The 25,317-nt window shown below is 71.3% G+C and carries 18 protein-coding genes and 2 pseudogenes; 10 read left to right on the top strand and 10 right to left on the bottom strand.

Annotated features, from left to right (window positions below; all coding sequences use genetic code 11):
* Positions 1 to 36: 36 nt before the first annotated feature.
* The 5 genes from OIE75_RS36075 (at position 37) to OIE75_RS36055 (ending at position 7,111) form a co-directional block, all read left to right on the top strand.
* Positions 37 to 1,038 carry a hypothetical protein gene (locus OIE75_RS36075; protein ID WP_329474134.1) on the top strand — a complete coding sequence of 334 codons (1,002 nt, stop codon included), beginning with the start codon at positions 37 to 39 and terminating at the stop codon, positions 1,036 to 1,038.
* Positions 1,039 to 1,070: 32 nt separating this feature from the next.
* A complete protein-coding gene (locus OIE75_RS36070) occupies positions 1,071 to 2,615 on the top strand; it encodes an amino acid permease (protein WP_329473443.1) in 1,545 nt (514 codons plus the stop codon).
* Between the two features lie 215 nt (positions 2,616 to 2,830).
* A complete protein-coding gene (locus OIE75_RS36065; protein WP_329473442.1) occupies positions 2,831 to 3,973 on the top strand; it encodes a mechanosensitive ion channel family protein in 1,143 nt (380 codons plus the stop codon).
* A gap of 37 nt (positions 3,974 to 4,010) precedes the next feature.
* A complete protein-coding gene (locus OIE75_RS36060; protein ID WP_307016462.1) occupies positions 4,011 to 6,230 on the top strand; it encodes an NADP-dependent isocitrate dehydrogenase in 2,220 nt (739 codons plus the stop codon).
* Between the two features lie 83 nt (positions 6,231 to 6,313).
* Positions 6,314 to 7,111 (top strand): N-formylglutamate amidohydrolase, encoded by a 798-nt coding sequence (locus tag OIE75_RS36055; RefSeq protein ID WP_329473441.1) that lies wholly within the window; start codon positions 6,314 to 6,316, stop codon positions 7,109 to 7,111.
* A 20-nt stretch (positions 7,112 to 7,131) separates the two neighbouring features.
* On the opposite strand, the gene OIE75_RS36050 is transcribed toward OIE75_RS36055, so the two are convergent.
* The 3 genes from OIE75_RS36050 to OIE75_RS36040 form a co-directional block, all read right to left on the bottom strand.
* Positions 7,132 to 7,653, bottom strand: coding sequence for a hypothetical protein (locus OIE75_RS36050; protein ID WP_329473440.1), 522 nt, complete (start codon positions 7,651 to 7,653; stop codon positions 7,132 to 7,134).
* Positions 7,650 to 8,225 carry an RNA polymerase sigma factor gene (locus OIE75_RS36045; RefSeq protein ID WP_307016459.1) on the bottom strand — a complete coding sequence of 192 codons (576 nt, stop codon included), beginning with the start codon at positions 8,223 to 8,225 and terminating at the stop codon, positions 7,650 to 7,652. The genes OIE75_RS36050 and OIE75_RS36045 overlap by 4 nt, the downstream gene beginning before the upstream one ends.
* A 71-nt stretch (positions 8,226 to 8,296) precedes the next feature.
* Complete coding sequence (locus OIE75_RS36040) at positions 8,297 to 9,730, bottom strand: S8/S53 family peptidase (RefSeq protein ID WP_329473439.1); 1,434 nt, start codon at positions 9,728 to 9,730, stop codon at positions 8,297 to 8,299.
* Positions 9,731 to 9,930: 200 nt separating this feature from the next.
* On the opposite strand from OIE75_RS36040, the gene OIE75_RS36035 reads away from it, so the two are divergent.
* The gene (locus OIE75_RS36035) at positions 9,931 to 12,723 is read left to right on the top strand and encodes a CHAT domain-containing protein (RefSeq protein WP_329474133.1); all 2,793 of its coding nucleotides are present in this window, start codon (positions 9,931 to 9,933) and stop codon (positions 12,721 to 12,723) included.
* Between the two features lie 19 nt (positions 12,724 to 12,742).
* Here the strand turns inward: OIE75_RS36035 and OIE75_RS36030 are convergent, their stop codons facing one another.
* Complete coding sequence (locus tag OIE75_RS36030; protein ID WP_329473438.1) at positions 12,743 to 14,557, bottom strand: LuxR family transcriptional regulator AbsR2; 1,815 nt, start codon at positions 14,555 to 14,557, stop codon at positions 12,743 to 12,745.
* A gap of 72 nt (positions 14,558 to 14,629) precedes the next feature.
* On the opposite strand from OIE75_RS36030, the gene absR1 reads away from it, so the two are divergent.
* Positions 14,630 to 15,709 (top strand): beta-glucuronidase AbsR1, encoded by a 1,080-nt coding sequence (gene absR1 / locus OIE75_RS36025; protein WP_307016455.1) that lies wholly within the window; start codon positions 14,630 to 14,632, stop codon positions 15,707 to 15,709.
* A 216-nt stretch (positions 15,710 to 15,925) separates the two neighbouring features.
* Here the strand turns inward: absR1 and OIE75_RS36020 are convergent.
* Positions 15,926 to 16,119, bottom strand: a pseudogene (locus OIE75_RS36020) (glutathione S-transferase family protein); the annotation flags it as partial.
* A 42-nt stretch (positions 16,120 to 16,161) separates the two neighbouring features.
* Between OIE75_RS36020 and OIE75_RS36015 the strand changes: the two are divergent.
* A complete protein-coding gene (locus tag OIE75_RS36015; RefSeq protein ID WP_307016454.1) occupies positions 16,162 to 16,647 on the top strand; it encodes a RidA family protein in 486 nt (161 codons plus the stop codon).
* A 12-nt stretch (positions 16,648 to 16,659) separates the two neighbouring features.
* Here the strand turns inward: OIE75_RS36015 and OIE75_RS36010 are convergent, their stop codons facing one another.
* The 4 genes from OIE75_RS36010 to OIE75_RS35995 all read right to left on the bottom strand — a co-directional run bounded on the left by OIE75_RS36010 (position 16,660) and on the right by OIE75_RS35995 (position 21,695).
* The gene (locus tag OIE75_RS36010; protein ID WP_329474132.1) at positions 16,660 to 17,496 is read right to left on the bottom strand and encodes a PhzF family phenazine biosynthesis protein; all 837 of its coding nucleotides are present in this window, start codon (positions 17,494 to 17,496) and stop codon (positions 16,660 to 16,662) included.
* 59 nt (positions 17,497 to 17,555) lie between these two features.
* On the bottom strand, positions 17,556 to 18,377 hold the full coding sequence (locus OIE75_RS36005) for a 2OG-Fe(II)-dependent halogenase WelO5 family protein (RefSeq protein WP_329473437.1): 822 nt from the start codon (positions 18,375 to 18,377) through the stop codon (positions 17,556 to 17,558).
* Between the two features lie 42 nt (positions 18,378 to 18,419).
* Positions 18,420 to 18,602 carry a hypothetical protein gene (locus OIE75_RS36000; protein ID WP_307016451.1) on the bottom strand — a complete coding sequence of 61 codons (183 nt, stop codon included), beginning with the start codon at positions 18,600 to 18,602 and terminating at the stop codon, positions 18,420 to 18,422.
* 120 nt (positions 18,603 to 18,722) lie between these two features.
* Entirely contained in the window at positions 18,723 to 21,695 is a 2,973-nt protein-coding gene (locus OIE75_RS35995) for an alpha/beta hydrolase (RefSeq protein ID WP_307018241.1), read from the bottom strand.
* 374 nt (positions 21,696 to 22,069) lie between these two features.
* Here OIE75_RS35995 and OIE75_RS41635 point away from each other — a divergent pair.
* Positions 22,070 to 22,224 (top strand): annotated as a pseudogene (locus OIE75_RS41635) (IS30 family transposase); the annotation flags it as partial.
* Between the two features lie 73 nt (positions 22,225 to 22,297).
* Here the strand turns inward: OIE75_RS41635 and OIE75_RS35990 are convergent.
* On the bottom strand, positions 22,298 to 23,023 hold the full coding sequence (locus OIE75_RS35990; protein ID WP_307016450.1) for a glycoside hydrolase family 11 protein: 726 nt from the start codon (positions 23,021 to 23,023) through the stop codon (positions 22,298 to 22,300).
* Positions 23,024 to 23,672: 649 nt separating this feature from the next.
* Here OIE75_RS35990 and OIE75_RS35985 point away from each other — a divergent pair.
* On the top strand, positions 23,673 to 25,196 hold the full coding sequence (locus tag OIE75_RS35985) for a glycoside hydrolase family 43 protein (RefSeq protein WP_329474131.1): 1,524 nt from the start codon (positions 23,673 to 23,675) through the stop codon (positions 25,194 to 25,196).
* The last annotated feature ends 121 nt before the right edge of the window (positions 25,197 to 25,317 follow it).

Genomic DNA, 25,317 nt, shown 5'->3' with positions numbered 1-25,317 from the left:
CGTCCCGCCCGTACCACTCCCGGCAGCGGGCGCATGATGGCCAGGGACGGGGCCCAGCCCGCCTACGACCCCGCGGGCCACGACACCGGACTGCGCTCCGCCCTCCAGGAGCTGCGGGCCGGGCGCTGGATGTCGATGCGCGCCCTGCTCGACGAGACCACGTCCTGGTCGCGGTGGACGCAGCGCACCCAGGTGCTGGCCGCGTCCGCCGCCGGTACCGACGTGGTGCGGGCCTGGCTCACCGAGGAGCCGCACAGCGTACCGGCCGCGGTGATGCACGCCCGGGTCGTCGTGGAGCGCGCGCTGCGGGCGCACCGCGAGGACCACCCGCGCACGCGGGAACTGTGGCTCCAGGCCTGGCACGCCTGCGACGCGGCGACCCGTTCGGCGCCGTACGACCCGGTGCCGTGGGTGTGCCTGCTGGCGCTGGCCCGGCTGGACGAGGAGCAGCGCTGGGACGAGCACCGGATGGCGCCGCCGGAGCCCATGCTGCCGGCGGGGCCGTGGGGCCTGCTCGCACAGGCCGGCAAGCGGGACCCGTACAACCGCGAGGCGCACCACCGGATGCTCCAGTTCCTGTATCCGCGGGGCGGCTCCGAACGGCTCGCGCAGGCGGCGGGGTTCGCGCAGTGGGCGGCGGGGTCGGCGCCGCCCGGCTCCGCGCTGCACATGCTGCCGCTGTACGTGCGGGTGGAGCGTTACCGGCGTTCGGGCGGGCGGGAGGCCGCCCTCGACCTGCACTGGGTGGCGGAGGACGCCACCCGGGAGGCGCGGCAGGCGTACCACTCCTGGTTCGCCCTGACCCCCCACGACGAGCGGTCCCAGCTGGACATGAACCACCTGGCGCACGCCCTGTGGGGCGCCCTGCGGTTCTCGGAGGCGGACCGGGTGTTCGACGCGATCGGCCCCTACTGGACGCCGCAGCCCTGGGCCTGCCGGGCACCGGGGACGGGCTCCTCCCAGCGGGCGGTGACGGTCTTCCTCCAGGCCCGGACGCGCAGCCGCTCGGCCGCCCACGGCGGTGGCCGCCAACCCTGACCCCCCACACCCTTCCGTTCCGGAGGTTTCGTATGTCCCGCCCTTCCGAACCGTCCGTCCCGGGGCCGCGCGCCGGGTCCGGCGCCGCGACCGACGAGGAGCAGCGCCTGCGCGAACTCGGCTACCGGCCGGTGCTGGCCCGCCGCATGGGCGGCTTCGGCAACTTCGCGATCAGCTTCTCGGTGATCTCGATCCTGTCCGGCTGCATGACCCTGTACGGCTTCGGCATGGGCACGGGCGGCCCCGCCGTGATGCTGTGGGGCTGGGCGGGCGTCGGCCTGTTCGTGCTCTGCGTCGGGATGGCGCTGGCCGAGGTCACCAGTGCGTATCCGACGTCCGGCGCGCTGTACTACATGGCCGACCGGCTCGGCGGACGCCGCTGGGGCTGGTACACGGGCTGGCTGAACCTGCTGGGGCTGCTCGGCGCGATCGCCGGGATCGACTACGGGGCGGCCCTGTTCACGGGCGCGTTCCTGAACCTCCAGTGGGGCTTCGAGCCGACGCCGGAGAAGACGATGCTGATCTTCGTCGTGATCCTGATGCTGCACGCCACCCTCAACCTCTTCGGCGTGCGGCTGGTCAGTGTCCTCAACTCGGTGAGCGTGTGGTGGCACCTGGCCGGTGTGGCGCTCATCGTCGGCGCGCTGGTGATCGTCCCCGACCACCACCAGTCGCCGTCCTTCGTCTTCACCGAGTTCGTCAACGACACCGGCTGGGAGAACCCGCTGTACGTGGCCGCGATCGGCCTGCTGCTGGCGCAGTACACGTTCTCCGGCTACGACGCCTCGGCCCATCTGTCCGAGGAGACGTCGAACGCCTCGGTGTCGGCGGCGCGCGGCATCGTGCGGGCCATCTGGGTGTCGTGGCTGGCGGGTTTCGTGCTGCTGGCCGGACTGACCTTCGCGATCCAGGACTACGCGGCCACGCAGAACACGGCGACCGGGGTGCCGCCCGCGCAGATCCTCCTGGACGGCCTGGGCACGGACGGCGCGAGCGCGCTGCTGCTCGTGGTGATCGTGGCGCAGCTGTTCTGCGGCAACGCCGAGGTGGCCGCCGCCAGCCGCATGGTGTTCGCGTTCAGCCGGGACGGTGCCCTGCCCGGCTCGGCCCTGTGGCGCAAGGTCTCCGCCCGCACCCAGACGCCGGTGGCCGCGGTGTGGCTGTCGGTGGTGGTGGCCGGTCTGCTGGCCGTGCCGTCCCTGTACTCGGCGACGGCGTACGGCGCGGTGACCGCGATCAACGTCATCGGCATCACCCCGGCGTACGCCATCCCGGTGCTGCTGCGGCTGCGGGCGGGCGACCGGTTCACGCCGGGGCCGTGGAACCTGGGCCGGTGGAGCAGGCCGGTGGGCTGGGTCGCGGTGGTGTGGGTGGCGTTCGTCACCGTGCTGTTCTGCCTCCCCCAGTCGTCGCCGGTGACGGTCGACACGATGAACTACGCGGCCGTCGCCCTGGTCGTCGTACTGGTTTTGGCCACGGTGTGGTGGTTCGTCGCCCGTCGGTCGTACGGCACTCCGACGACCGCGGCGTACGGCGACGACCGTGAGCAGGCGGAACTCGCCGAGGGGATCGTCTGAAACACCTCTCCCCGCCCCTGTGCGCGGTACGGAACACCGCTCGGGATACGGCAGGATGAGCCCTCGCGCCGGTCGAACTGCCTTGCGACCGGCGCGAACGCACATCCCGGAATCCAGTAGCCATCGAGTGATCGAGCAGGTGACGACGTGACGCGAGCTCACATCCTGCCGTCGGCGGGGAACTTCGCCGCGGCCGAGCCCCGTGGAGGTGGCCGGTGACCGGTGACCTGACCATGGACCACCTGGTGCCCGCGGGCATCGCGCTGGGGTCGGGCCTGCTGGGTGCGTTCCTGCTGCGGATGCTGCTGCGCTGGCTGGCCGGCCACGCGGGGCGCACCCGCTGGAGCGGCGACGACGTCATCGTGGCCGCGCTGCGCACGATGGCGCCGTGGGTGGCGGTCTCCGCCGGCGCGGCCGGTGCGGCGGCGGCGCTCCCGCTGACGCGGGCGGTGCAGCACAACGTCAACCAGGTACTGACGGTCCTGCTGATCTTCGTGGCGACGGTGACGGCGGCGCGGCTGGTCGCCGGTCTGGTGCGGTCGGTGACGACGTCCCGTTCCGGGGTGGCCGGGTCGGCCACGATCTTCGTCAACATCACCCGGATCCTGGTGCTGGCCATCGGCTTCCTGGTGATGCTGCAGACGCTGGGCATCTCCATCGCGCCGCTGCTCACCGCGCTGGGCGTGGGTGGTCTGGCGGTCGCGCTGGCCCTCCAGGACACGCTGGCCAACCTCTTCGCGGGCATCCACATCCTGGCCTCGAAGACCGTGCAGCCGGGTGACTACATCCAGCTCAGCAGCGGCGAGGAGGGGTACGTCGAGGACATCAACTGGCGCCAGACCACCGTCCGTGACCTGTCCAACAACCTGGTCGTGATCCCGAACGGCCAGCTCGCGCAGTCCAACATGACCAACTTCATGCGGCCGGAGCAGCGGCTGACCATCCTGGTCCAGGTCGGTGTCTCCTACGACAGTGACCTGGAACACGTGGAGCGGGTGACGATCGAGGTGGTCGCCGAGGTGATGGCGGAGATCACCGGCGCGGTGCCCGAGCACGAGCCCGCGGTGCGCTTCCACACCTTCGGCGACTCGCGCATCGGCATGACGGTGATCCTCGGCGTCGGCGAGTTCAGCGACCAGTACCGGATCAAGCACGAGTTCATCAAGCGCCTGCACCGGCGCTACCGCACGGAGGGCATCCGCATCCCGTCGCCCGCCCGGACGGTCGCGCTCCAGCAGGGGGCCGTGGTGTTCCCGCAGCAGCGGACGGGAGAGCCCGACGACGCCCCGCACGCCGGATTCGTCCGGAATCTCCCGTCGAACCCCAGTCGAGTCGACGCCGAGCACGAGATATCTTGATGTCGAGCAATGTTGCAGACGTGGAGCGGAGCACCCGGTGACTGACTCGACCATCATCTACACACACACTGACGAGGCCCCGGCCCTGGCGACGTATTCGTTCCTGCCGGTGGTCCGGGCATACGCCTCGCAGGCGGGTGTCGCCGTCGAGACCCGCGACATCTCGCTGGCCGGCCGCATCATCGCCGTCTTCCCGGAGTACCTGACCGAGGACCAGCGCATCCCGGACGCCCTCGCGGAACTCGGTGAGCTGGCCAAGACGCCCGCCGCCAACATCATCAAGCTGCCGAACATCTCGGCGTCCATCCCGCAGCTCAAGGCGGCGATCGCCGAGCTCCAGGGCCAGGGCTACGCGCTGCCGGCCTACCCGGACGACCCGAAGACCGACGAGGAGCGCGACATCCGCGCCCGCTACGACAAGGTCAAGGGCTCCGCGGTCAACCCGGTCCTGCGCGAGGGCAACTCCGACCGCCGCGCCCCGGCCTCGGTGAAGAACTACGCCAAGACCCACCCGCACCGCATGGGCGCCTGGACCGGCGACTCCAAGACCAATGTCGCGACCATGGGCGAGAACGACTTCCGCTCCACCGAGAAGTCCGTGGTGATCGCCGAGGACGGCGCGCTGCGGATCGAGCTGGTCGGCGACGACGGCACCACCACGGTGCTGCGCGAGTCGGTACCCGTGAAGAAGGACGAGGTCGTCGACGCCTCCGTGCTGCGCGTCGCCGCCCTGCGCGAGTTCCTGACCGCGCAGGTCGCCCGTGCCAAGGCCGAGGGCGTCCTGTACTCCGTGCACCTCAAGGCCACGATGATGAAGGTCTCCGACCCGATCATCTTCGGCCACGTGGTCCGCGCCTTCTTCCCGAAGACCTTCGCGAAGTACGCCGACAAGCTCGCGGCGGCCGGTCTCACCCCGAACGACGGCCTGGGCGGCATCTACAAGGGCCTGGAGTCCCTGCCCGAGGGCGCCGAGATCAAGGCCTCCTTCGACGCGGAGCTGGCCGAGGGCCCGGAGCTGGCCATGGTCGACTCCGACAAGGGCATCACCAACCTGCACGTGCCCTCGGACGTCATCATCGACGCGTCCATGCCGGCCATGATCCGCACCTCGGGCCACATGTGGGGCGCGGACGGCCAGGAGCACGACGCCCTCGCCGTCATCCCGGACTCCTCCTACGCCGGCGTGTACCAGGCCGTCCTCGACGACTGCCGGGCCAACGGCGCCTACGACCCGTCGACCATGGGCTCGGTCCCGAACGTCGGCCTCATGGCGCAGAAGGCCGAGGAGTACGGCAGCCACGACAAGACCTTCGAGATCCCCACCACGGGGACGGTCCGCCTGGTCGACGCCGACGGCAACGCGGTGCTGGAGCAGACGGTATCCGCCGGTGACATCTTCCGCGCCTGCCAGACCAAGGACGCCCCGATCCGCGACTGGGTGAAGCTGGCCGTCACCCGCGCCCGCGCCACCGGCGACCCGGCCGTCTTCTGGCTGGACGAGGGCCGCGCCCACGACGCCAACCTGATCGCCAAGGTGAAGGCCTACCTGCCGGAGCACGACACCGAGGGCCTGGACATCAAGATCCTCTCCCCGGTCGAGGCGACCAAGCTGTCGGTGGAGCGCATCCGCCGCGGCGAGAACACCATCTCGGTCACCGGCAACGTGCTGCGCGACTACCTGACCGACCTCTTCCCGATCCTGGAGCTGGGCACCAGCGCCAAGATGCTGTCGGTCGTCCCGCTGATGGCGGGCGGCGGCCTCTTCGAGACCGGTGCCGGCGGCTCGGCCCCGAAGCACGTGCAGCAGCTGGTCAAGGAGAACTACCTCCGCTGGGACTCCCTCGGCGAGTTCTTCGCCCTGGTGCCGTCCCTGGAGCAGTACGCCGAGGCCACCGGCAACACCAAGGCCCGGGTCCTCGCCGACGCCCTCGACCGTGCCACGGCGACCTTCCTCAACGAGGACAAGTCCCCGACCCGTCGCGTCGGCGGCATCGACAACCGCGGCAGCCACTTCTTCCTGTCCCTGTACTGGGCGCAGGAGCTGGCCAAGCAGACCGACGACGCGGAGCTGGCCAAGGCCTTCGCCCCGCTCGCCGAGACGCTCACCGCCGCCGAGCAGAAGATCGTCGACGAGCTGAACGCCGTCCAGGGCAAGCCCGCCGAGATCGGCGGCTACTACCAGCCCGACCCGGCCAAGGCCGCCGAGATCATGCGCCCGTCGGCCACCTGGAACGAGGCGCTGGCGTCCCTCGCCTGATCCTCATCCGTTCCCGGGCACCCCGTCTCCCTCCCAGGGAGACGGGGTGCCCGTCTGTGCCGACCGAGACTTGGAGCCGCCCCGTGACCGACGCCCCGCCCGCCTTCGAGCTGCTGCCCGGCGCTCCCGGGTCCCCCGTGATCCTCCACGTGCCGCACTCCTCCCGCGGGATCCCCGCCGACGTCCGCACCGGCATCGTGCTCACGGACGCCGCGCTGGAGCGGGAGCTGGACCACATGACCGACGCGCACACCGCCGAGATCGCCGAGCGGGCCGCAGGACTGGCCGGCCTCACGCCCTGGCGGTTCGTGAACCGGACGTCGCGACTGGTCGTCGACCCGGAGCGGTTCCCGGACGAACGGGAGGAGATGGCCGCCGTCGGCATGGGCGCCGTGTACACGCGGACCTCGCACCGCGAGGTGCTGCGCGCCGCCGGCACCGACCCCGGGCCGCTGGTCGAGCGGTATTTCCGGCCGTACACGCGGGCGATGACCGAGGCGGTCGCCGACCGGCTGGCGGCGACCGGGCGGGCCGTGGTCATCGACGTGCACTCCTACCCCACCGAGCCGCTCCCCTACGAGCTGCACGGCGAGGGCCCGCGCCCGGCGGTCTGCCTCGGCACCGATCCGTTCCACACCCCGCCCGGGCTGCTCGCGGCGGCCCGGGCGGCGTTCGAACCATGCGGGGAGACGGGCCTGGACAGCCCCTTCGGCGGGACGTACGTACCGCTGGACTTCTACGGGCGGCGGCACGAGGTCCGCGCGCTCATGGTGGAGATCCGCCGGGACACCTACATGACCGAGCCCGGCGGCCCGGCCGGGCCCGGCCTGCCCCGCCTCGCGCGGTCACTCGCGGCACTGGTGGACGCCTTGCCCGTCTGACCTCGGCGACCGCGGCCGGGTCAGGCGCGCAGCCACTCGGTGACGACCACCTCGCCGCCGGTCCGCAGCCGCAGCGCGAACGGGCCCGCGGGCGGGGCGTCGCCGGTGAACCGGCCCATGTCGTCGGCGGTCAGCCGGGCGTGCGCCCGCGGGCCGCTCAGCACCTCGATCCCGGCCGGGCCCGGCGGCAGCACCTGGCCGATCAGCCCGTCCACGGTGACCTCCACGTCGACGGTCACCCCGTCGCTGCGGAAGGTCAGCATCCGCGGCGGGTCCGTCTCCCCCCGGACCGGGATGGCGTCGACCAGGGAGTCGAAGGTCAGCTCGGCGACGCGGGCGTCGAGGTCGTGCAGCGCGAAGGCGTCGACGGCGACCTGGCGCAGGCCGGCCGGAACCGGGTCCAGGATCGCGGCCGCCTGCCGCAGCTCCTCCTCCAGCAGGCCGTCCTCCGGGTCGTTGTCCGCGAACGCCCCCTCGGGAAGTCCGTCGCGGGGCTCGGCGAAGTCGTCGAGCCCGTCGAAGTCGTCGTGCCGGTCGCTCATACCGTCCCCCGTGTCTCCAGCCGGGCCCGCAACCGGCGCAGGCAGCGCTGGCGCATGGGTCCGATGCTGCCCACCGCGATCCCCAGCGCGGCGGACACCTCCTGATAGCTGGGCGGCGGCGAGGCGATCAGCACCCGCAGCAACTGGCGGCACCGCTCGCCCAGTTCCTCGAACTCCTGCCACAACCGGCGCACCCGCTCGGTCTGCGCGGCGGCCTCCTCGGAGTCGAGCACCGACTCCTCCGGCGTACGGTCCTCGCTCGGCCGGTCGAGCAGCTGCGGGTCGTCCGTCGGCGTCCACCGCTTCGAGGCCCGCAGCAGCTTCAGGCACTCGTGGCGTGCCGTGCTCGCCAGCCAGGAGCCGGTCTTCTCCGGTTCGCGGATCCGCCCCAGGTGCTGGGCGAACCGGAACCAGGCGGTCTGGTACGCCTCGTGCGCGTCGGCGTCGGACAGCCCGTGCGCCCGCACGACGGACCACACCAGCGGGCCGAGCCCGTCCACCAGTGACTTCCAGGCCGCCGCGTCCCCGTCGGCGGCCGACTGGACGAGCGCCCCGACATGTGCACGGTCCACGGTCCCACCCCTCGTGTACGACACGTCATCGTACGCCGTGGAGCGAGTGCTTCCGGCCGCCGTCAGGACGCTCACGACCCGCCGTCCGACGGGTCGACGGTGACCGGGTGCCAGGTGGGCGGCAGCAACGCGGGAACGTGCGCGCCCCGCACCTCCGCGTACTCGGTGTTGGCCGCGAGGAGCTGCGTCCGGGCCGCGCGCGGGTCGGTCTCCTTGTGCGCCGTCATGTGGGCGGCGACGAGACCCGCGACCACGGGGGTGGCGAACGAGGTGCCGCTCCACTGCGCGTGCCCCTCGAACATCACCTGGTCCGGCTTGGCGGGTGCCTCGCCCGGCTCGCTCAGCACCCCGTTGTGCCGGGGGTACTGGCAGGTGCAGGGATAGGCGAACCCGAACCGGCAGGCGTCGTAGGTGGAGTGCTGGTAGACGTACGGCACGGGGGTCCCGAAGCCGGTCAGCGCGCTGGTGAGGCGCTCGCCCGGGGCGTAGACCTTGACCCAGCCGCCGTGGTTGCTGAAGCAGGCGCCGAACTCGCCGTCGGAGCGCAGCGCGCCGACCGACAGCACCGAGTTCTCCCAGCCGGGCAGGTCGGCGTAGGCGGCGGGCCAGAACGGCGTGGCGCTGGCGTTGTTGCCGGCGGCGGCGACGAGCAGGGTGCGCTGGTCGCGCAGTTCCTCCATGAAGGCGTGCAACCCGAGCAGGCCGTCCACGCGGCCGTTGGAGGTGCCGGCGGAGAGGCTGAGGACCTCGGGCCAGCCGCCTCGGTCGACGGCCTCGAAGAGCTTCTCGCCCAGCTCGGACTCCAGGATGGCCCCGGCGTCGTTGAGCGTGCCCAGGACGGTCACGTCGGTGTTGGGGGCGACGGCGGCGACGAGCCCGGCGATGAAGGTGCCGTGGCCGACGTACTGCAGCAGGACGCCGTCGTCGTCGCACTCCTTGAGCTGGGCGTCGCCGTCGGTGTGGGCCAGCAGCGGGTAGGAGCGGTAGTCGTTCATGAGGCCGGTGTCGATGACGAGGACGCCCACGGCGGTCTCCTCGTCGTACGGCGTCCCGTCGGCGGCCGGGTTCGGCGGCTCGCTGACCGGGACGGGTACGGGTTCGTCGCCGGGGCAGGCGTTGACAGCGATGGAGACGACGTGGTTGCGGCTGATCAGCCGGCGGCCCGCGCGGCCCTCCACGGTCCGCAGGGAGCGCAGGGCGTGGGCGACGGTGGAGTCGGTGCCGCGGTCGCCCTCGTCCGCCTCGCCGACCCGGATGCGGGTGATGCCGGTGCGGTTGGTCTCGGGGCCGGTGCGGCGCACGGAGTCCGAGGTGAGTCCGGACATCGCGGTGAAGTGGTCGCGCACGGTGTCCTCGACGATGCGGGCCTCCTCGCCGTCGCGGGCGAGGACGACGCCCTTCTCGTAGAAGAACTCGGCGGAGTCGTCCGGGCCCATCGCCAGCGGGATGTCCGGCATCGAGCGCTGGATCTGGTCGAACTGCTCGTGGAATCGCTGTGGTGCCATGGCATGTCCTCCACGTCGGCGGCGGTGACGGCGGTCGTGGCCGCGTCCGGCTGCGGTCCGGCTGCGGTCGGGGCCGCGTTCGTCAATCAGAGTCCCGGGGCGGCCGATTGATACAGACTCGAACCTGTGGGGTGTGGTTCCGGAGCACTACCATCCGTGGGGTGACGGCGGGAAACGACTCGGTTCTCCAACTGCTGCCCATGGTGTTCGCCGCCCCCAACGAAGCGCTGGCGCGGGCGGAGGAACTGCTCGCGGCCGATCCGTCGCCGCTGCACGCCTCGGTCGCCCACCAGGTGATCGGCATCTGGCAGCGGGACTTCGGCGACACCCGGCTGGCCCTGGCCCACCTGCGGCGCGCCCGGGATCTGGCCTCCCGCGCGGACTCGCCCGAGCGGGAGGCGGACGTACTGGCCACGCTCGGGGTCGCGTTGGTGCATTCCGGGCGCACGCGGGAGGGGCTGGCCGCGTTCGAGCGGGGCGTGGCACGCGGGACCGGGCACACCAGGGCGCGGGTGCTGTTCAGGCGGGCGTACGTCTGGTGGGTGCTCGGGCGGCACGGCGAGGCGCTGGAGGACGTGCGGCGGGCGATCCCGGTGCTGCGGCAGGCGGACGACGTGATCTGGACGGCGCGGGCGCTGACGCTGCGGGCGACCGTGCACCTGGCGCTGGGCTCGGTGGAGCGCGCGGACGCCGACTTCACGGCGGCGGAGCGGCTGTGGGACACGACCGGCCAGGAGCACGACAAGGCGGACGCGGTGGAGAGCCGGGGGCTCGCGGCGTTCCGGTCCGGTGATGTGCCGGCGGCGCTGCGGCTGCTGGACGAGGCGGAGGAGCGGTACGCGAAGCTGGGCACGCCGACGTTCATGCTCACCATCCGGCGGTGCGAGGTGCTGATGGCGGCGGGGCTGGCCACGGAGGCGCTGGCCGAGGCGGACGCGGCGACGGCCGCGCTGGACGGGATCGGCGGGCAGTCCACCCGCAGGGCCGAGTTGCTGCTGGTCGCCGCGCGGGCGGCCCGGCTGGCGGGCGAGCCGCGGACCTCGCTGGCGCGCGCGGCTCTGGCGGTGCGGCTGTTCGCCGGGCAGCGGCGTACCTGGTACGAGACGCACGCCCGGCTGGTGCTGCTGGAGGCCCGGGTCGCCACGGGGCGCGCGTCGGGGCGGCTGGTCGCGGACGCGGCGGCGGTGGCCGAGCGGCTGGCCGCCTTCGGGGCGCCGGCCGCGCCGGAGGCGTCGCTGCTCGCGGGCCGGATCGCGCTCGGCCTCGGCTGGACGGCGGACGCGGAACGGCATCTGGCCGTCGCCGCGCGCAGCCGGCACGGCGGGCCGCCGCTGGCGCGGATGACCGGCTGGGCGGCGCAGGCGCTGCGGGCCCGGGCGGCGGGGTCGGCGCGCGGGGTGCTGGAGGCCTGCCGACGGGGCTTGGACGTGCTCGACGACCACCGGATGACGCTGGGCGCCTCGGAGCTGCGGGCCCGGGCCACGGCGCAGGGGGCCGAACTGGCGGCGCTCGCGCAGGAGGCCAGTCTGGTCTCGGGCGGGCCGCGGCGGCTGCTGGTGTGGAGCGAGCGCTGGCGGGCGACCGTGCTGACGGCGCCGCCGACCCGGCCGCCGGCCGATCCCGCGCTGCTGAGCGGCATGACGGCGTTCCGGGAGATCGCCGCCCGCGCGGAGGAGGCCCGCACGGACGGCGGCCGGCCCGTCCCCGCGCTGGAGCGCGAACAGCGGCGCCTGGAGCGGGAGATCCGCTCCCGCACCCTGCACATGCGGGGCGGGGCGCCCGGCGACGGCAACCGGTTCGACGTCGGGCGGCTGCTGCGGCGGCTGGGGGACGACGTACGGCTGGTGGAACTGGCCGTGCTCGACGGGCGCGTGCACGTGCTGCTGTGCGGACAGGGGCGGGTGCGGCGGTTCGAGGCCGGGCTGCTGGCGGAGGCGGAACGGGAGGCGGAGCACGTGCAGGCCGGGCTGCGGCGGCTGGCCCACCCGGGGGCGGAGGCGCGGCTGCCCCTGGTGGAGGCGGCGGGCGCGCGCCTCCAGGAGCTGCTGCTCGGCCCCGCCGCGGCCCACCTCGGCTCCGGTCCGGTGGTGGTGGTCCCGCCCGGCCGCCTGCACCGGGTGCCGTGGGCCCTGCTGCCCGCGCTGCGCGAGCGGGTGCTCAGCGTGTCGCCGTCGGCGAGCAGCTGGCTCCGCGCGAGTGACACGGCCCCACCGCCCGGCGGCCGCCAGGTCCTGGTCCGCGGCCCGGGACTGGCGAGCGGCGGCGCCGAGGTGACGGAGCTGGCGGAGCGGTACGGGGCGCCGGGGGCGCCGGGGAGGGCAACTCCGGGCGTGGCGGCACCGGACGCGACGACGCCGGGCGCGCCCGGCACCGGCACGTACAGGGGGCCGGAGGGCCGCACGGACGGGACGCCGGACCGCGCCGACGGGACGCCCGACCGCACGGGCCGGGGGCTCGGCCCGGCCAACGGGTACGGCGTCCCGGGCGGCGGGGCCGGGGCCCCCGACCTTCCCGTGCCACGGCCCACCGTGCTGGAGGGCGACGCGGCGCGGGTGCCGCGGGTGTTGCGGGAGTTGGACGGGGCCGCGTTGGCGCACATCGCCGCGCACGGCACCTTCCGTGCGGACAGCCCGCTGTTCTCGTCGCTGCGCATGGCGGACGGGCCGCTCATCGTGCACGACCTGGAGCGCCTCGACCGCAGCCCGTACCGGATCATCCTGTCCTGCTGCGACACCGCGCGGTTCGCGTCCGTCGGCGCGGACGAGTTGCTCGGGCTGGTCACCGCGCTGCTGCCGCTGGGTACGGCAGGCGTGGTGGCGTGCAGCGCGCCCGTCAACGACGCCGCGGTGGTGCCGCTGATGCTCACCCTGCACAAGGGCCTGGACGCCGGTCTGTCGCTGGCGGAGGCGCTGCGTGACGCGCGGGCCGCGCTGCCGGGCGACGCGGTGCACCAGGCGACCGGCTGGGCCTTCTCGGCGTTCGGGGCGGCCTGAGACCTCGCCGCCGGCCACGTCAGGCAGGCTGGGACTCGGGCAGGTCCATCAGCCAGGGCAGGGCGCCGCGGTCGCCGGCGCCCAGGCGGGTGTAGGCGCCGTAGAGGTGGTTGCCGACGGTGCGGACGGAGAGGGTGAGGCGCTCCGCGATCTGCCGGTTGCTCAGCCCCGCGGCGGCCAGCGTGACGATCTGCCGCTGGCGGGCGGTGAGTTCGCCGAGCACCAGTCCGGACAGGGCCGGGGTCCGGGCGCCCTGGCAGCGCCTGGCGAGGGCGGCGGCGCGGGTACGGGCGGTACGAGCGGCGCGCGGGTCGCGGTGGGCGGGCACCGCCTGGGCGTGCGCCTCGGCCGCGAACAGCAGGAAGCCGCGCCGCTCCAGTTCCTCGGCCACCCGGTCGAGCGCGGGTCCGTCCTCGCGCGCGAGGGCGTCGGCGTGCTCGGCGAAGACGCCGGTCAGCCGCCCGGCGGCCCGGTCGGGGGCGCCGAGCCGTACGGCGTCGTACGGGTCATCGGAACCGGCCGCGCGGACGGCCCCGTCGAGGTCGCCGCGCGCGGCGGCGGCCCAGGCGGCCGCGCCGTGGCTCCCCGTCGGCGCCTCGCCCGACTGGGCGGTGGCCAGGCCGAGTTCATGGAGGCAGGAGGAGTCGTCGATGCTCGTCCGCAGTCCTTCCCGGGCCCACGCGGCGGCCTCGCTCAGCCGCCCGCGCAACCGGGCGAACCGGGCGCGCAGCGCCGCGTACCCGGCGGGCAGCTGCGCTCCCTCGGCCGCCAGCCACTCCCCCACGGGCGTCTCCAGCTCCCGTACGTCGGCCTGTTCGATGCGCAGCGCGAGGGCGGCCCGCTCCGCCTCCAGGGCGGGGCCGCACTGGTCGGGGGTGCGGGCCAGGCGCCGGGCCCGCAGCCGTCCCGCGGCGGCGCGCAGGACCGGGCCGTGCAGGGGGTGGGCAAGCCGGGCGGTGCCCCGGTCGTCGACCGTGACCAGGCCGTCCGCCTCCAGGCGCTCCAGGATCCGTACGTCGAGGGCGTCCGGGTCGAGGGGCAGGGGCTCGGCGAAGGCCAGGCGTTCGAGCGTCTCGCGCTCCTCGGCGCCCTCGCGGTCGAGGAGGTGCGCGGTGCGCTCCCGCACCCCCACGGTGATCGGTACGGGCCCCCGCCAGGCCCGCTGGTCCGTTCCGGGCACCGGCACGAGCAGGCCGTGCTCCCGCACGGCGGTCAGCAGGTCGCGCAGCAGCCGCAGGTCCCCCCGGCACAGGCGGTGCAGCCGGTCGGCGGTGAGGGGTCCCAGGTTGGTGCCCGCCCCCGCCGTGAGGAGTTCGGCGGTCTCCTCGCGGGGCAGCGGTTCCAGGGCGAGGCGCGGCAGCAGTTCGCCGGACCACAGCCGGGACACCGCGCCCGGTACGGCGGCGCCCTCGGTGGCGACCACCAGGAGCCGGGTGCGGCCGTGCACGGCGAGTTGGTGCACCAGGGCGGCGGAGGCGCTGTCGAGCAGGTGCGCGTCGTCGACCAGCAGCAGCCGTACGCCGGACAGCAGGTGTACCGCGCGGTGCAGCGTGACGCCTTCGGGCAGCAGGTGGGCGAAGGCGGCGAAGGGGATGTCCCGGGTCTCGGGCGTGCCGGCCGCGCGGGCGCAGTCCAGGCCGCGCAGGGCCTCGGTCACGAGCCGGGTCTTGCCGAAGCCCGCCGGGCCCGTCACCACGAGGCCGCCCCGTCCGGCGGCCACGGAGCGGCGCACCAGTTCCAGTTCGTCCGTCCGCCCGGTGAACGGCCAGGGCGTCCGAAGCGTCTTCGCGTCGCGCAGAGAAGTCGTCACGACAACATGAGTCGGCTTACTCATCCCTGATACAGGGTGACTTGAGTACCCCCCGACTCAGGCGCCGGATCCCGGCCGGACGGCAGTCTGGGGGCCATGACCGCACGCTACTGCTCGCTCGCGCAGCAGCCGCTCCCCGCGTTCGCGCCGGGGCTGGCCGCCGAGCGTGTCGCCGCGCTCGTGGGCGGGCAGCGGATGTGGGTCGACGGAACCGTTCTGCACTACTGCTTCCTGGGCGGCGACACCGACGACTCGGTGGTCCCGATGCGGGGGTCCGGCCGGCCGCGGCGGGAATCGTGGGTGGGGACCGAGGAGCAGCGGGACGTGGTGCGCGACTGCTTCCGGGAGTGGCGGGACCTCGGCATCGGGGTCGGTCTCACCGAGGTGCGGGACCGCTCGGAGGCGGAGCTGCGCATCGGCTTCCAGCCCGGTGACGGATCCTGGTCGGTGATCGGCAAGGACGCGCTCCGGGTCGGTCTGAACGACCGCACGATGAATTTCGGCTGGGACCTGACCGCGCCGGGTGAGCGCGCGACGGCACTGCACCAGATCGGGCACGCGCTCGGCATGCTGCACGAGCACCAGAGCCCGTTCGCGGGCATCCTCTGGGACGACGAGGCGGTCTACGCAGAGCTGGCGGGCCCGCCCAACCACTGGAGCCGGGAGCGGACCTTCCACAACATCCTGCGCAAGCTCGACGGCGACGAGGCCAACGGACCGGTCTGGGACCCGCAGTCGATCATGGAGTACCCCTTCCCGTCGGGTCTGATACTGGAGCCCGAGCACTACCGCTCGGGACTCCAGCCGCCCGGCACCCTGTCCGCGGCCGACAAGGAGTTCGCCCTGCGCTGGTACCCGCCCACCGGCCGGCCGGGTCCGCTGGTGCCGTTCCGTTCGGTGCCGCTCGGCCTCGGGCCCGGCGAGCAGGCCGACTTCCGGCTGGACCCGCCGGAGACCCGCGAGTACACCGTGGGCACCTTCGGGGACAGCGACGCCGTCGTCGTGGTCTTCGAGGAGCGGGACGGCGTGCCCCGCTTCCTCGTGGGACAGGACGACGGCGGCACCTCCCGCAACGCCACCATCAGGGCCCGTTTCGTCAAGGGCCGCCGCTATGTCGTCCGGGTGCGCCTGTACTCCTCGTGGGGTGCCGGCGAGACCGCGGTCATGTGCTGGTGACCGCGGGACTCAGGGACACCCGGGCGCCGCGGCCACAGTCCGGCACCGGGGGCCGGCCGCCGTACGCCACCTTCGGGGGAGGGTGACGTACGGCGGCACATGCCGTGTCCGCCGCTGGGGGGCGGCGGACACGGCGTTCACTGGTTCGCGGCGGGGATCGCGGGACTGTCCGCGAGGCGGCCGCCGAAGGCCGGGTGGGCGATGAGGGTCCTTACGTGGGACCACAGGATCCAGGAGAGTGACGGGACAGATCTCGTCCAGGCCGAGGAGGCTGTGCACGACCGCGATGCCCAGACAGCCGTCGTGGCCGGACGTCAGGTGGAGGCGGTAGCGGCGCGGCACTGCGTAGTGGCCGCCGCGCGGGTCGCGGCCGACCGGCGCCCCCGGGGGGCGTCAAGAGGGGGTCCGATCGGGTAGTACCCGTGAGGGAGTCCGGCAGTAGAGTTCGGGCCATGTCCTCACATGTGGAGAATCTTGCCGATTCCCCTTTGTCCAGACTGGCTTCACTGGGACTACGGCTCCCAGCGGTCAGCGCCCCCAAAGGCTCGTACGTCCCCGCCGTCGCGAGTGGCCGGTTCGTCTTCGTGGCGGGCCAGATCCCGTTGACGGGCAACGACCTGGTGCAGGAGGGCCACGTGGGCGCCGGGGTGTCCCTCGACCAGGCCCGGGGACTGTGCCGACGGTGCGCCCTGTCATCCCTGGCCGCGGTGCACGCGGAAGTAAGCCTCGAACGTGTCTCCCGCATCGTCAAAGTCACCGGGTACGTTGCAGCGGCGCCGGGCTTTCACGACCTGGACAGGGTGGTGGACGGAGCGAGCGAACTCTACGAAGCGGCGTTCGGCTCACGAGGGAAGCACGCGCGCTCCGTCGTAGGTGTGGCGGACCTGCCACTCCGGGCACCGGTGAAGATCGAGGCTCTGGTCGAGATCGCCCCGTGACCGGAGCGGGCCTCAGATGGGCACGGCCGTACCGGTGATGCCGATTCCCGTCCCCGGCTCTTCCGGGATGTCGACCGTGATGGAGCTCGGGCGGCCCATGTCGTGGCCTTGGAGCACTGTCACCTCGGCGGGGAGAGGGATCAGTCGACGGTCCCTCAGGTAGCCGCCGAGGGCCGCTGCCGCCGCGCCCGTGGCCGGGTCTTCGAAGACTCCGCCCGTCGGGAAGGGGTTGCGAGCATGGAAGACCGTGCTGCTTTCCCGCCAGACGAGATTGACCGTCACCCAACCGTGTCGCTCCATGAGCCGGGTCAGCTTCGGCATGTCGTAGTCGAGGCGGGCCAGCCGGGAGCGCGTGGCCGCCGCCAGGACCAAGTGCCATGCCCCCGCGTACGTGGCCCGAGGCGGGAGGCGCAGGTCCAGCTCTGACGCCTCCCAGCCCAGGAGGGCAAGCAGATCCTCGATCTGGGCGTCGGTCACCCCTGCGGTTCGCGGCGGAACACTCGTCAGGGTCGCCGTGCACCACCCAGCGGCGTCCACCGCGGTGCGCACGCCGATGACGCCGGCCTTGGTGCGCAGCTTCAAATCGCCCACGCCGTGGCGATGGGCGTAGGCGACTGCTGCCGCGATGGTGGCGTGCCCGCAGAAGGGGACCTCGATCCCAGGGCTGAAGTAGCGTACGTCGAACTCTGGGCCGTCGGCCGGAAGAACGAAGGCCGTTTCCGAGTAGCCGACTTCCTTTGCGATTGCGGCCATATCGGCCGAACTGAGCCCTTTGGCATTCAATACCACGCCGGCCGGATTACCGCCCCACGCTTCCTTCGTGAACGCCGAATAGCGAAGTACTTCCATTTCCACCATATCGCATCTTTCATTCGCGCCGCGGGTGTCAAATGCCCCGCAGCGGACGCTCATCCCCAAGCCAACAACTCTCCAGTGACGGCCACACCGACAGAGAATCCGAGTGCTATGCGCCGTCCACCGTGGCTGGGCTTCACTGCATGATAGTTTCGCGAGTCGAAGAGCAGGCCGTCCCCCACAGCGGCCCGGACCTCGATCGACTCCGCATCTCGTACGCATTCACTGGTGAATCCGTAGGAGCCCTGCGGTCGGAATTCCTCATCTCTGGGATGCCAGCGATGACGCCAGATCACGGTCTCACCGCCGGACTCGGGAACGGACAGGTAGAGATTGAAGGCCAGTTGCGCCAGGAGCGGCGCCTCGAGCAGTTGATCGGTGAACTCACGTGCCGAGTCGTCGTAGTGCACCAAGAATCCCTGCGGCGCTTCGCGTGCAACGCCCGCGCCCATCTCACGACCCTCGTGCCGCCCGACACCGACCCTGCCGGGCCAGTCGGCACCGACGGACTGTCGCGCCATTTCCCACGGATCCAGCGGCAGGGACAAGCTGCCCCAGGCCGCGCGAGACCGCTCAAGAGCGGGCCAGTACTCCGCAGCGATCCCACCGTCGGACCGATAATCGCTGACGCCGACACCGAAACGCATGACGGCCGGCTGGACGCGCTCCGCACCGTACTGGTCGAAGTCCGCCCCCGACAGAGCACGAACGATCTCGCCGCACACCGCCCCGGGAAGGAGGTTCGGCACCTGCACCGCGGCGCAGCGCCCCGAGACCAGGTCTGCGATGTGGTGGCGGGTGAACCCTGGGGCGGTGACCACGCGGAAGAAGGGGTCACGCACGTACGTGGATGTGATGAGCGAATCGCTGGTCATGGCGATGTCCCGTCTCAGCTGATGAAGCCGGCCACCGGGCCACTATCCCAGGAGTAACGCGGGGCTGTAAGCCAACTTTGCGTCGCGCTCGAGCGCCCGGTGATCCTCCTCGATGGACTCCAGTGCGATGCGGCGTGCCGATTCCAACTGCTCGGGGTCGGCATCGCTGTCGACGTCCGGTGGTGTTGAACCCGGAGAACTGGGTTCCGAGTGGTAGGAGTTCATACAGCAAGCTCCCTAACGAGAGGTCGAATTACGCTGCGTGTCCATCAGTTCACTCACAGGGTGATGGACAGCGATGCTAGGCGCAAGAGCCCATGAGAGTGGGGCGCTTGAGAAAGTCGATCATTCTTCTGTTTTTGGTCGAGGCCGACCGAGCACATCTTCGATCGAATCGAGAAGTTTCTGATTCCGGATCGTTTCCGGATGTGTTGATCCGAGTACCTGCTTCCGGTCTGTCAAGAGACTCGCCGTCTCGGTGTGCGCACGGCGGAGTTGCCCCTGAATCAGGAGGAGCTGACACAGCGTGTGTCGGAGCGTCATGACCAGCACGGAGTTGGACCGCTGTGTGGTGTCCTCCAAGGCCCGGCGGATCATCTGCTCCGCCTCCTCGTGCCGCTGGGTCTGCATCAGACAGCGCGCGAGGTTCTGACGGATACGGAGCGTCTCCATCGTGGACGGTGACCACTTGTCGAGGCTGATCTGCAGGATCTCGCGCAGCGCAGCCTCTGCTTCTGAGGTGCGCCCCAGAGCGAACATAGCCCGGGCGAGGCTGTGCCGCACGGCGACCGTGTCGGAATGGTCCGGTCCGTGGACGACTAGCTCGGCCTGCACGATGGACCGGAGATGGGGTTCTGCCTCCTCGAAGCGGAACTGCTCCAGGATGCTGCGTGCGAGCTTGTGGCGACTGGCCAGGGTACGAGGGTCGTCCAGCCCCAACAACCCCTGACGGCGGGCAACGACCCTGCGCAGTTCGGCCTCTGCCGTCGGATAGTCACCGCTCTCCAGCGCGATGCGAGCCTTTTCATGACGTATCCCGAGAATTTCCTCGTCACCCGGGTTGAACCCGATGGCTTCGCAGTTGTCGAGAACGACGTCGGCCAGTTCGTGGGCCGGCCTGAGCAGTCCCACCACGATCAGGTAGCGCAGGTTCCGGCGCGCCAGTTCCAGGGCCCGGCGCAGCACTTCGTCGTCGATGACGTGCCGACCACCGGTGAGACACGCTCGTACGACCTCCATCACGTGGGGTGCGATCGCGGTCCAGATGTCCCAGCTCTGCGGCTCATCCGGTGGCGACCAGCGCGTGACGTCCGACAGCAGATCAACGATGAGGCCGTAGTACTCGGATCTCCGATGCTCGATCTGCGGGTCGGCTCGCAGAAGGGCGTGCACCACAGGGTGCAGGCTCAGGCTGTGCGTGAGGTGGCTGCTCTCGGCCTCCGGACGGCTGATGCGCTCGATGAGTCCGAGGTCGTCCAATCCTTTGAGTACACCGTTGCGCCGACCGCGGGTGAAGTCGGGCAGCAGTGGCGACTCCTGGACGACGCGGCTCTCCAGGAGGGGCCGATACGGGATCGGAGCGATCCCCAGGCAGGCGAGGGCCCGCAACAGGGGTGCTGCCTGTGGAAGCCCCTGGTGAGCCAAGAGATCCAACGCGATGCCGCAGACCTGTGTCATCGCGGACATGCCCAGCATCTCTTCCAACCCCCTGGCCGCCGTCCCGGGGGGCGAAGAGCTCCGGGCCTCGAAACTCTCGCGATAGCTGTCGAAGTCGTGGATCACCGGGTCGTCGAGCGATGGGGAGCCCTGGTGCACGGAGTTGAGATACGAAGCGGCCCCGTGCAAGGCCAGCGGCAGCCCTCCCAATGCCACGGAGAGCCGACGTGCCTTTTCCCGTGAGCCACCCTGAGGGGCAGCGGCCACGAGCAGTTCGGCTCCGTCCTCGTCCCCCAGGAGCGGGACCTGATGGACACGGCAGGGCGGGAGCCAGGACGCGGCGGATCGGTCCCGGCTCGTGAGGATGACGAGCCCGTCGGCGCGTTCGGGCTGACGCACCCAGCCAACGCCCTCGGCCACCTGCCGCGCCTCGGGAGCGAGCCGGTCAGGCGTGTCGGCGTTGTCGATCACGAGCAGCCACGGGTCGGTGCAGGCCTCAAGGTAGCGCCACACCAGGTCGATGGAGCTTCCCTCGCCCCGGAATGCCTGTTCCACCTCTCCGGTGGGCACACCGAGCTGGTGGGCGACCTCCCGCATACAGGTGTTGATCTGAGGCACCGTCACCCACCACACGCGGCGCGTTCTCTCGGCCTGGCGGACCGCTTCCAGCGCGATACGGCTCTTGCCGGACCCTCCCAGACCGGCCAGAACGTGGATCCTGGGCCCCTTCTCGGTCGTCGGGGCCATCAGGTCGGCGATGATGCTTCGCGGTCGTTGACCGTGCAGTTTGATCCGCCGCCGTCCGTAGGGAGGGCTGACCGACACGCCACCCTGTTGTTGCGGCAGAAGCATCTGCCGCCCCTGGCCTGGCTGACCCTCCTCGGGTTGCAGTTGAGACGGCATGGTCGGCTCTCCGGCTGCGGTGGGCTGTGCCGCCTTGGCCGCCAGAATCCTGGTCAGGGTCTGCTTCACCGCCTCGTAGGAGGCCGAACGGTGATCGCGCGGCTGGACGAGCTGCAGGTGGTCACCCGGCACGGTGGCACCGACGGGGAATTCCGCTCTCGCCTCCTGCGCGGGAACGACCTCGTCCTCGCTTCCGCCGTAGGCGTGGATGGGGATGGAACAGTTGCTCCCGGTGCTGCGTTCGGCACGCACGACGGTCCGCATGACGGCTTCCCGTGTTGCCACGACCTCCCGGCGGTACGTTCGTAGCGCCCGCCCTTGAGCCTGGCGCACCAGAAACGGGACCCGGCGTGCAGGGTGGACTGCCGGCGAGCCGTTGTTGGGACAGCCGAACATGACGATCTGGGCTATGCGGTTCAGCGCGAACCCACGTCCTTCGCCGAACGTCCGGGTCAGGAAGCGCTGCACGATCAACCCGCCCTGGCTGTGGCTGACCAGGACGACGAGCCCTGTCGGGGGAATCTGTACGCGGAGGTAGTCGTCGAGCAATTTCGCGGCGTCGTCGTAGGCCGAGATCACGCGCTCCCTGCGCAGCATCCGCACCGGGCTCTCATAGGGGAAGCAATGCACCGCCACCCGACGCAGGTCGTCGTCGGCCGCGAGGAGTTTTCGGAACTGGTCCCACAGATCGGCCGACGTGAACAGACCATTTACGAACACCACGTGAACGACCTTCGGGATCTTCACTCCCACCGGCACAGCGATCAACCGCCTTCCCCCTGCGGCGGTTGGAGTGGTCCCCTATTCACCAACCGCACTAACAGCCAGTTATACCCGGTGACGGCACGTACGACCTCAGGTGTGCGACGCATCGCTCCTGATCGACTTTCTTCTTGCAGAGATGCGCCCCTGGCGATCATGCTCGATCACTGGAGAAGCGCACACATGAGTGGAGGGGGCCGATCAGACCACTCTGATCGGACCCCTCTGCAACGACTCATCCGAGTGGGGACGACAAAACGGTACGGTCTCAACGGCGCCCTGATCCAATTCCGCATCTGCTCGAACGGAAGCAACCAACGCTGGACCCGTACCTGACGGAGCAGCCTTACCGCATCCACATCGCCGACCGACTGCGCGAGAAGGCGTCCAAGGGCACCGCCCCCAACGCCCACCCCCTTGAGCACCTCCAGACCGTGGCCGCCGAACTCCACAGCCGCCCACGCAAAACGCTCGGCTGGGAACCCCAGCCGAGCGCCTCGCTAAGCTACTGGACCTAGCCAGCTGACCAGCAGTGTTGCAACGACCCCTCGAATTCGCCCGAAGACGGGGCCCGTAAGCGGTTGTGCGCCGGACAGAGGTCAGCCACTGACCGTGATGGTGGAGCTTCCACTGCTCTGATAGCCCTCGGTGGCCATGATCATGTAGTACTTGAACTGGCCCATGTTCATGCCCGCGCGCGCCCAGGCGTCGAAGTGGTTGCCGGTGGTGATGGTGCCGGAGCCGCTGGTCACCTTCGACTGCCGGACACTCCAGTACTGCTGGAAGGTCTTGGTCCCTTCCACGGAGGGAGCGTTGTACCGGGTCGTCTGGTAGATGTCGTAGGTGCCGCCGTCACTGGAAACGGTGCCCCGGTACGTACCGGTGGGCCGGTAGCTGCCCCAGTTGTCGACGATGTAGTACTCCACCAGCGGGTTCGAGGTCCAGCCGTAGAGGCAGCCGTAGCCGTTGCCCGACGGGTTGAAGTAGCCGTTGTAGCGGACCGTCCTGCGTCCGCCGGTGCTCCAGCCCTTGCCGGCCACGAAGTTGCCGCAGTTGGTCCACCGGGTGCTGTAACTGCCGCCACCGTTGAGCGTCATGGAGACGGAGCCGCCACCGTCGGTCCAGAACGAGTAGTACATGCCGTCGGTGCCGGTCTGGTTGGTGGTGATGGTGGTGGCGGCGTGGGCGGTGCCGGGCAGCAGCAGCCCGGACGCGGTGGCGAGCGCGAGGGTGCCGGCGCCACCGAGGAAGCCTCGTCGGCTCACTCCGTCGAAGGGGCCGGGGTTCTGCTTGATCCGGTTGTGCTGCGTGCCGTCCTGTTGCATGCGTTCTCCTGATGAAGGCTGGTGGGGGCGGGCGACTTCTGTCGCCCGCGGCCTTGCCGGAACCACGGCGGGGACGCCCGGCCGTCACACCGTGACAACCGACCGCCGCACCCGGCCACGTGGCACGAGCGGACTGGCGGTCTCCTGCCGTTCAGTGGCCACAGTTTTCGTAGAGCGCCATGACCCTGTCAATACTTTCGACACGCTTTCGGAAATGTTCCCCACGCAAGAAGAGGCTGCGACAAACGCTCTTTTGCAGGTCACAGCACTCCCTGTACGAACTGCCACAGGAGAATGGATGCGATACTGGAGGGATGGCGCGCAATCATACGCACAGCTTCCGAAAGTTTCGAAGTCCAAGACGTGAGCCGACCACAGAGAAGAACGGCATTACCGGCGCCTACGCCGCTGGACGCGGGGAGGGGGCCACCGCCCCGCCGGACCATTTCCAGCGAAAGCGCCACCACCCGCATCACCCCCGGCCAGGTGCCGACGACGTTCTCCTCGGCTTCCACGCGGCGGGCGTCGATCCGCTGGACCTCAGGATGCGCAACGGAGACTTCAGGCCCGGCCTCTGCGGTGAGCGGGCCGGGGGACCTCGTTGGACTCTCGGCACCCGGCGGCTCGAAGGGAGGACTCCCCCGTGCCCATGTACGACAATCCGGTGATCAGCGGGTTCCACCCCGATCCGAGCGTGTGCCGGGTCGGCGGCGACTACTACCTGGTGTGCTCCAGCTTCGAGTACTTCCCCGGGCTGCCACTGTTCCACAGCAAGGACCTCGTGCACTGGGAACAGATCGGCAACGTGCTCGACCGGCCCGGGCAACTGCCGTTGCCCCTCCCCGGCGCCAAGGCATCCGGAGGCCTCTACGCCCCGACCATCCGTCACCACGACGGCCGCTACTGGGTCATCAACACCAACGTCGACGGTGGCGGCAACTTCGTCGTCTCGGCCGAGCGGCCCGAAGGGCCCTGGAGCGACCCCGTGTGGATCGACCTGACCGGGATCGATCCCGACCTGGCATGGGAGGAGGACGGCACCTGCTGGTGTGCCTTCTCCGGCCCCGAAGGGGGCGTCAACATGGCCAGGATCGACCCGGTCAAGGGCGAGGTGCTGGAGAAGCCCTTCGCCACATGGTCGGGCAGCGGCCTCAAGTACCCGGAGGCGCCGCACCTCTACCGCATCGGCGACTGGTGGTACCTGCTGATCGCGGAAGGCGGCACGGAACGCGGTCACAGCGTGTCCGTGGCCCGCGGCCGCTCGCCGCGCGGTCCCTGGGAAGGGGCGCCCGACAACCCCCTGCTGTCCCACAGCGGTACCGCCCGCTCCATCCAGAACACGGGCCACGCCGACCTGGTGGAGGCTCCCGACGGCGGCTGGTGGATGGTGCTGCTGGGTGTCCGTCCCCGCGGCTTCACGCCCGACGTGCACGTGCTCGGCCGCGAGACGTTCCTGACCCCCGTGGAGTGGGACCGGGACGGATGGCCCGTCGTCACGCCCGTTCCCGTGAGCCATGCGGCCCCTGGTGGCGCCTGGCACCCCCTCCCGGCCCCGCCCGCCCGTGACGACTTCGACGGGTCCGCTCTCGCACCGCACTGGATCTCGCCGTTCGCCCGCCCGGACAGCTCCTGGTCGCTCACCGAGCGGCCGGGCTGGCTGCTGCTCGGCGCCACCGGCCCATCCCTCGACAGCCCCGGGTACACCTTCATCGGGCGGCGCCAGCAGCACCACGACTGCCGCGTCACCGCCCTGATCGACCCGGGTACGGGATGCGGCGGTCTCTGCGTACGCCTCGACGAGGCCCACCACTATGAGGTGGAGGCCGGGGGCGGGGAGGTCCGTGTCGTCGCCCGGATCGGGCCGCTGCGCCAGACCGTGGCCCGCCGACCGGTACCGGCCGGGCCGCTGCACCTCGCCGTGACGATCCGGACGTCTGGCCTCGTTCCCGCGTCGCCCGAACTCACCGACGGCGGGACCACGGGGCCCGACACCATCGCCTTCGGGCTCGGCGAACCCGACGCCCCGGACGCCCGGCCGCTCGCCGAACTGGACGGGCGCTACCTGTCCACCGAGGTCGCCTGCGGCTTCACCGGCCGTGTGATCGGCATGTACGCCACCGAGGGCACGGTCGCCTTCGACTGGTTGGAGTACGTCCCGGCGCCGTCCGTGTAACGCCCATGAACGGCCGTCGGTCTGTTCCGACGTCGGCGGACCGACCCGCTGTCCCCCCGACCCCGCACCCCCCACCGGAAAGGAGACCCGCTGGAAGGCGTGGGCGAAGTGCGCGTGCGGG

Origin of the sequence: Streptomyces sp. NBC_01723 (assembly GCF_036246005.1) — a bacterium.
GTDB lineage: Bacteria > Actinomycetota > Actinomycetes > Streptomycetales > Streptomycetaceae > Streptomyces.
This window is presented reverse-complemented; position numbering and strand designations above follow the sequence as displayed.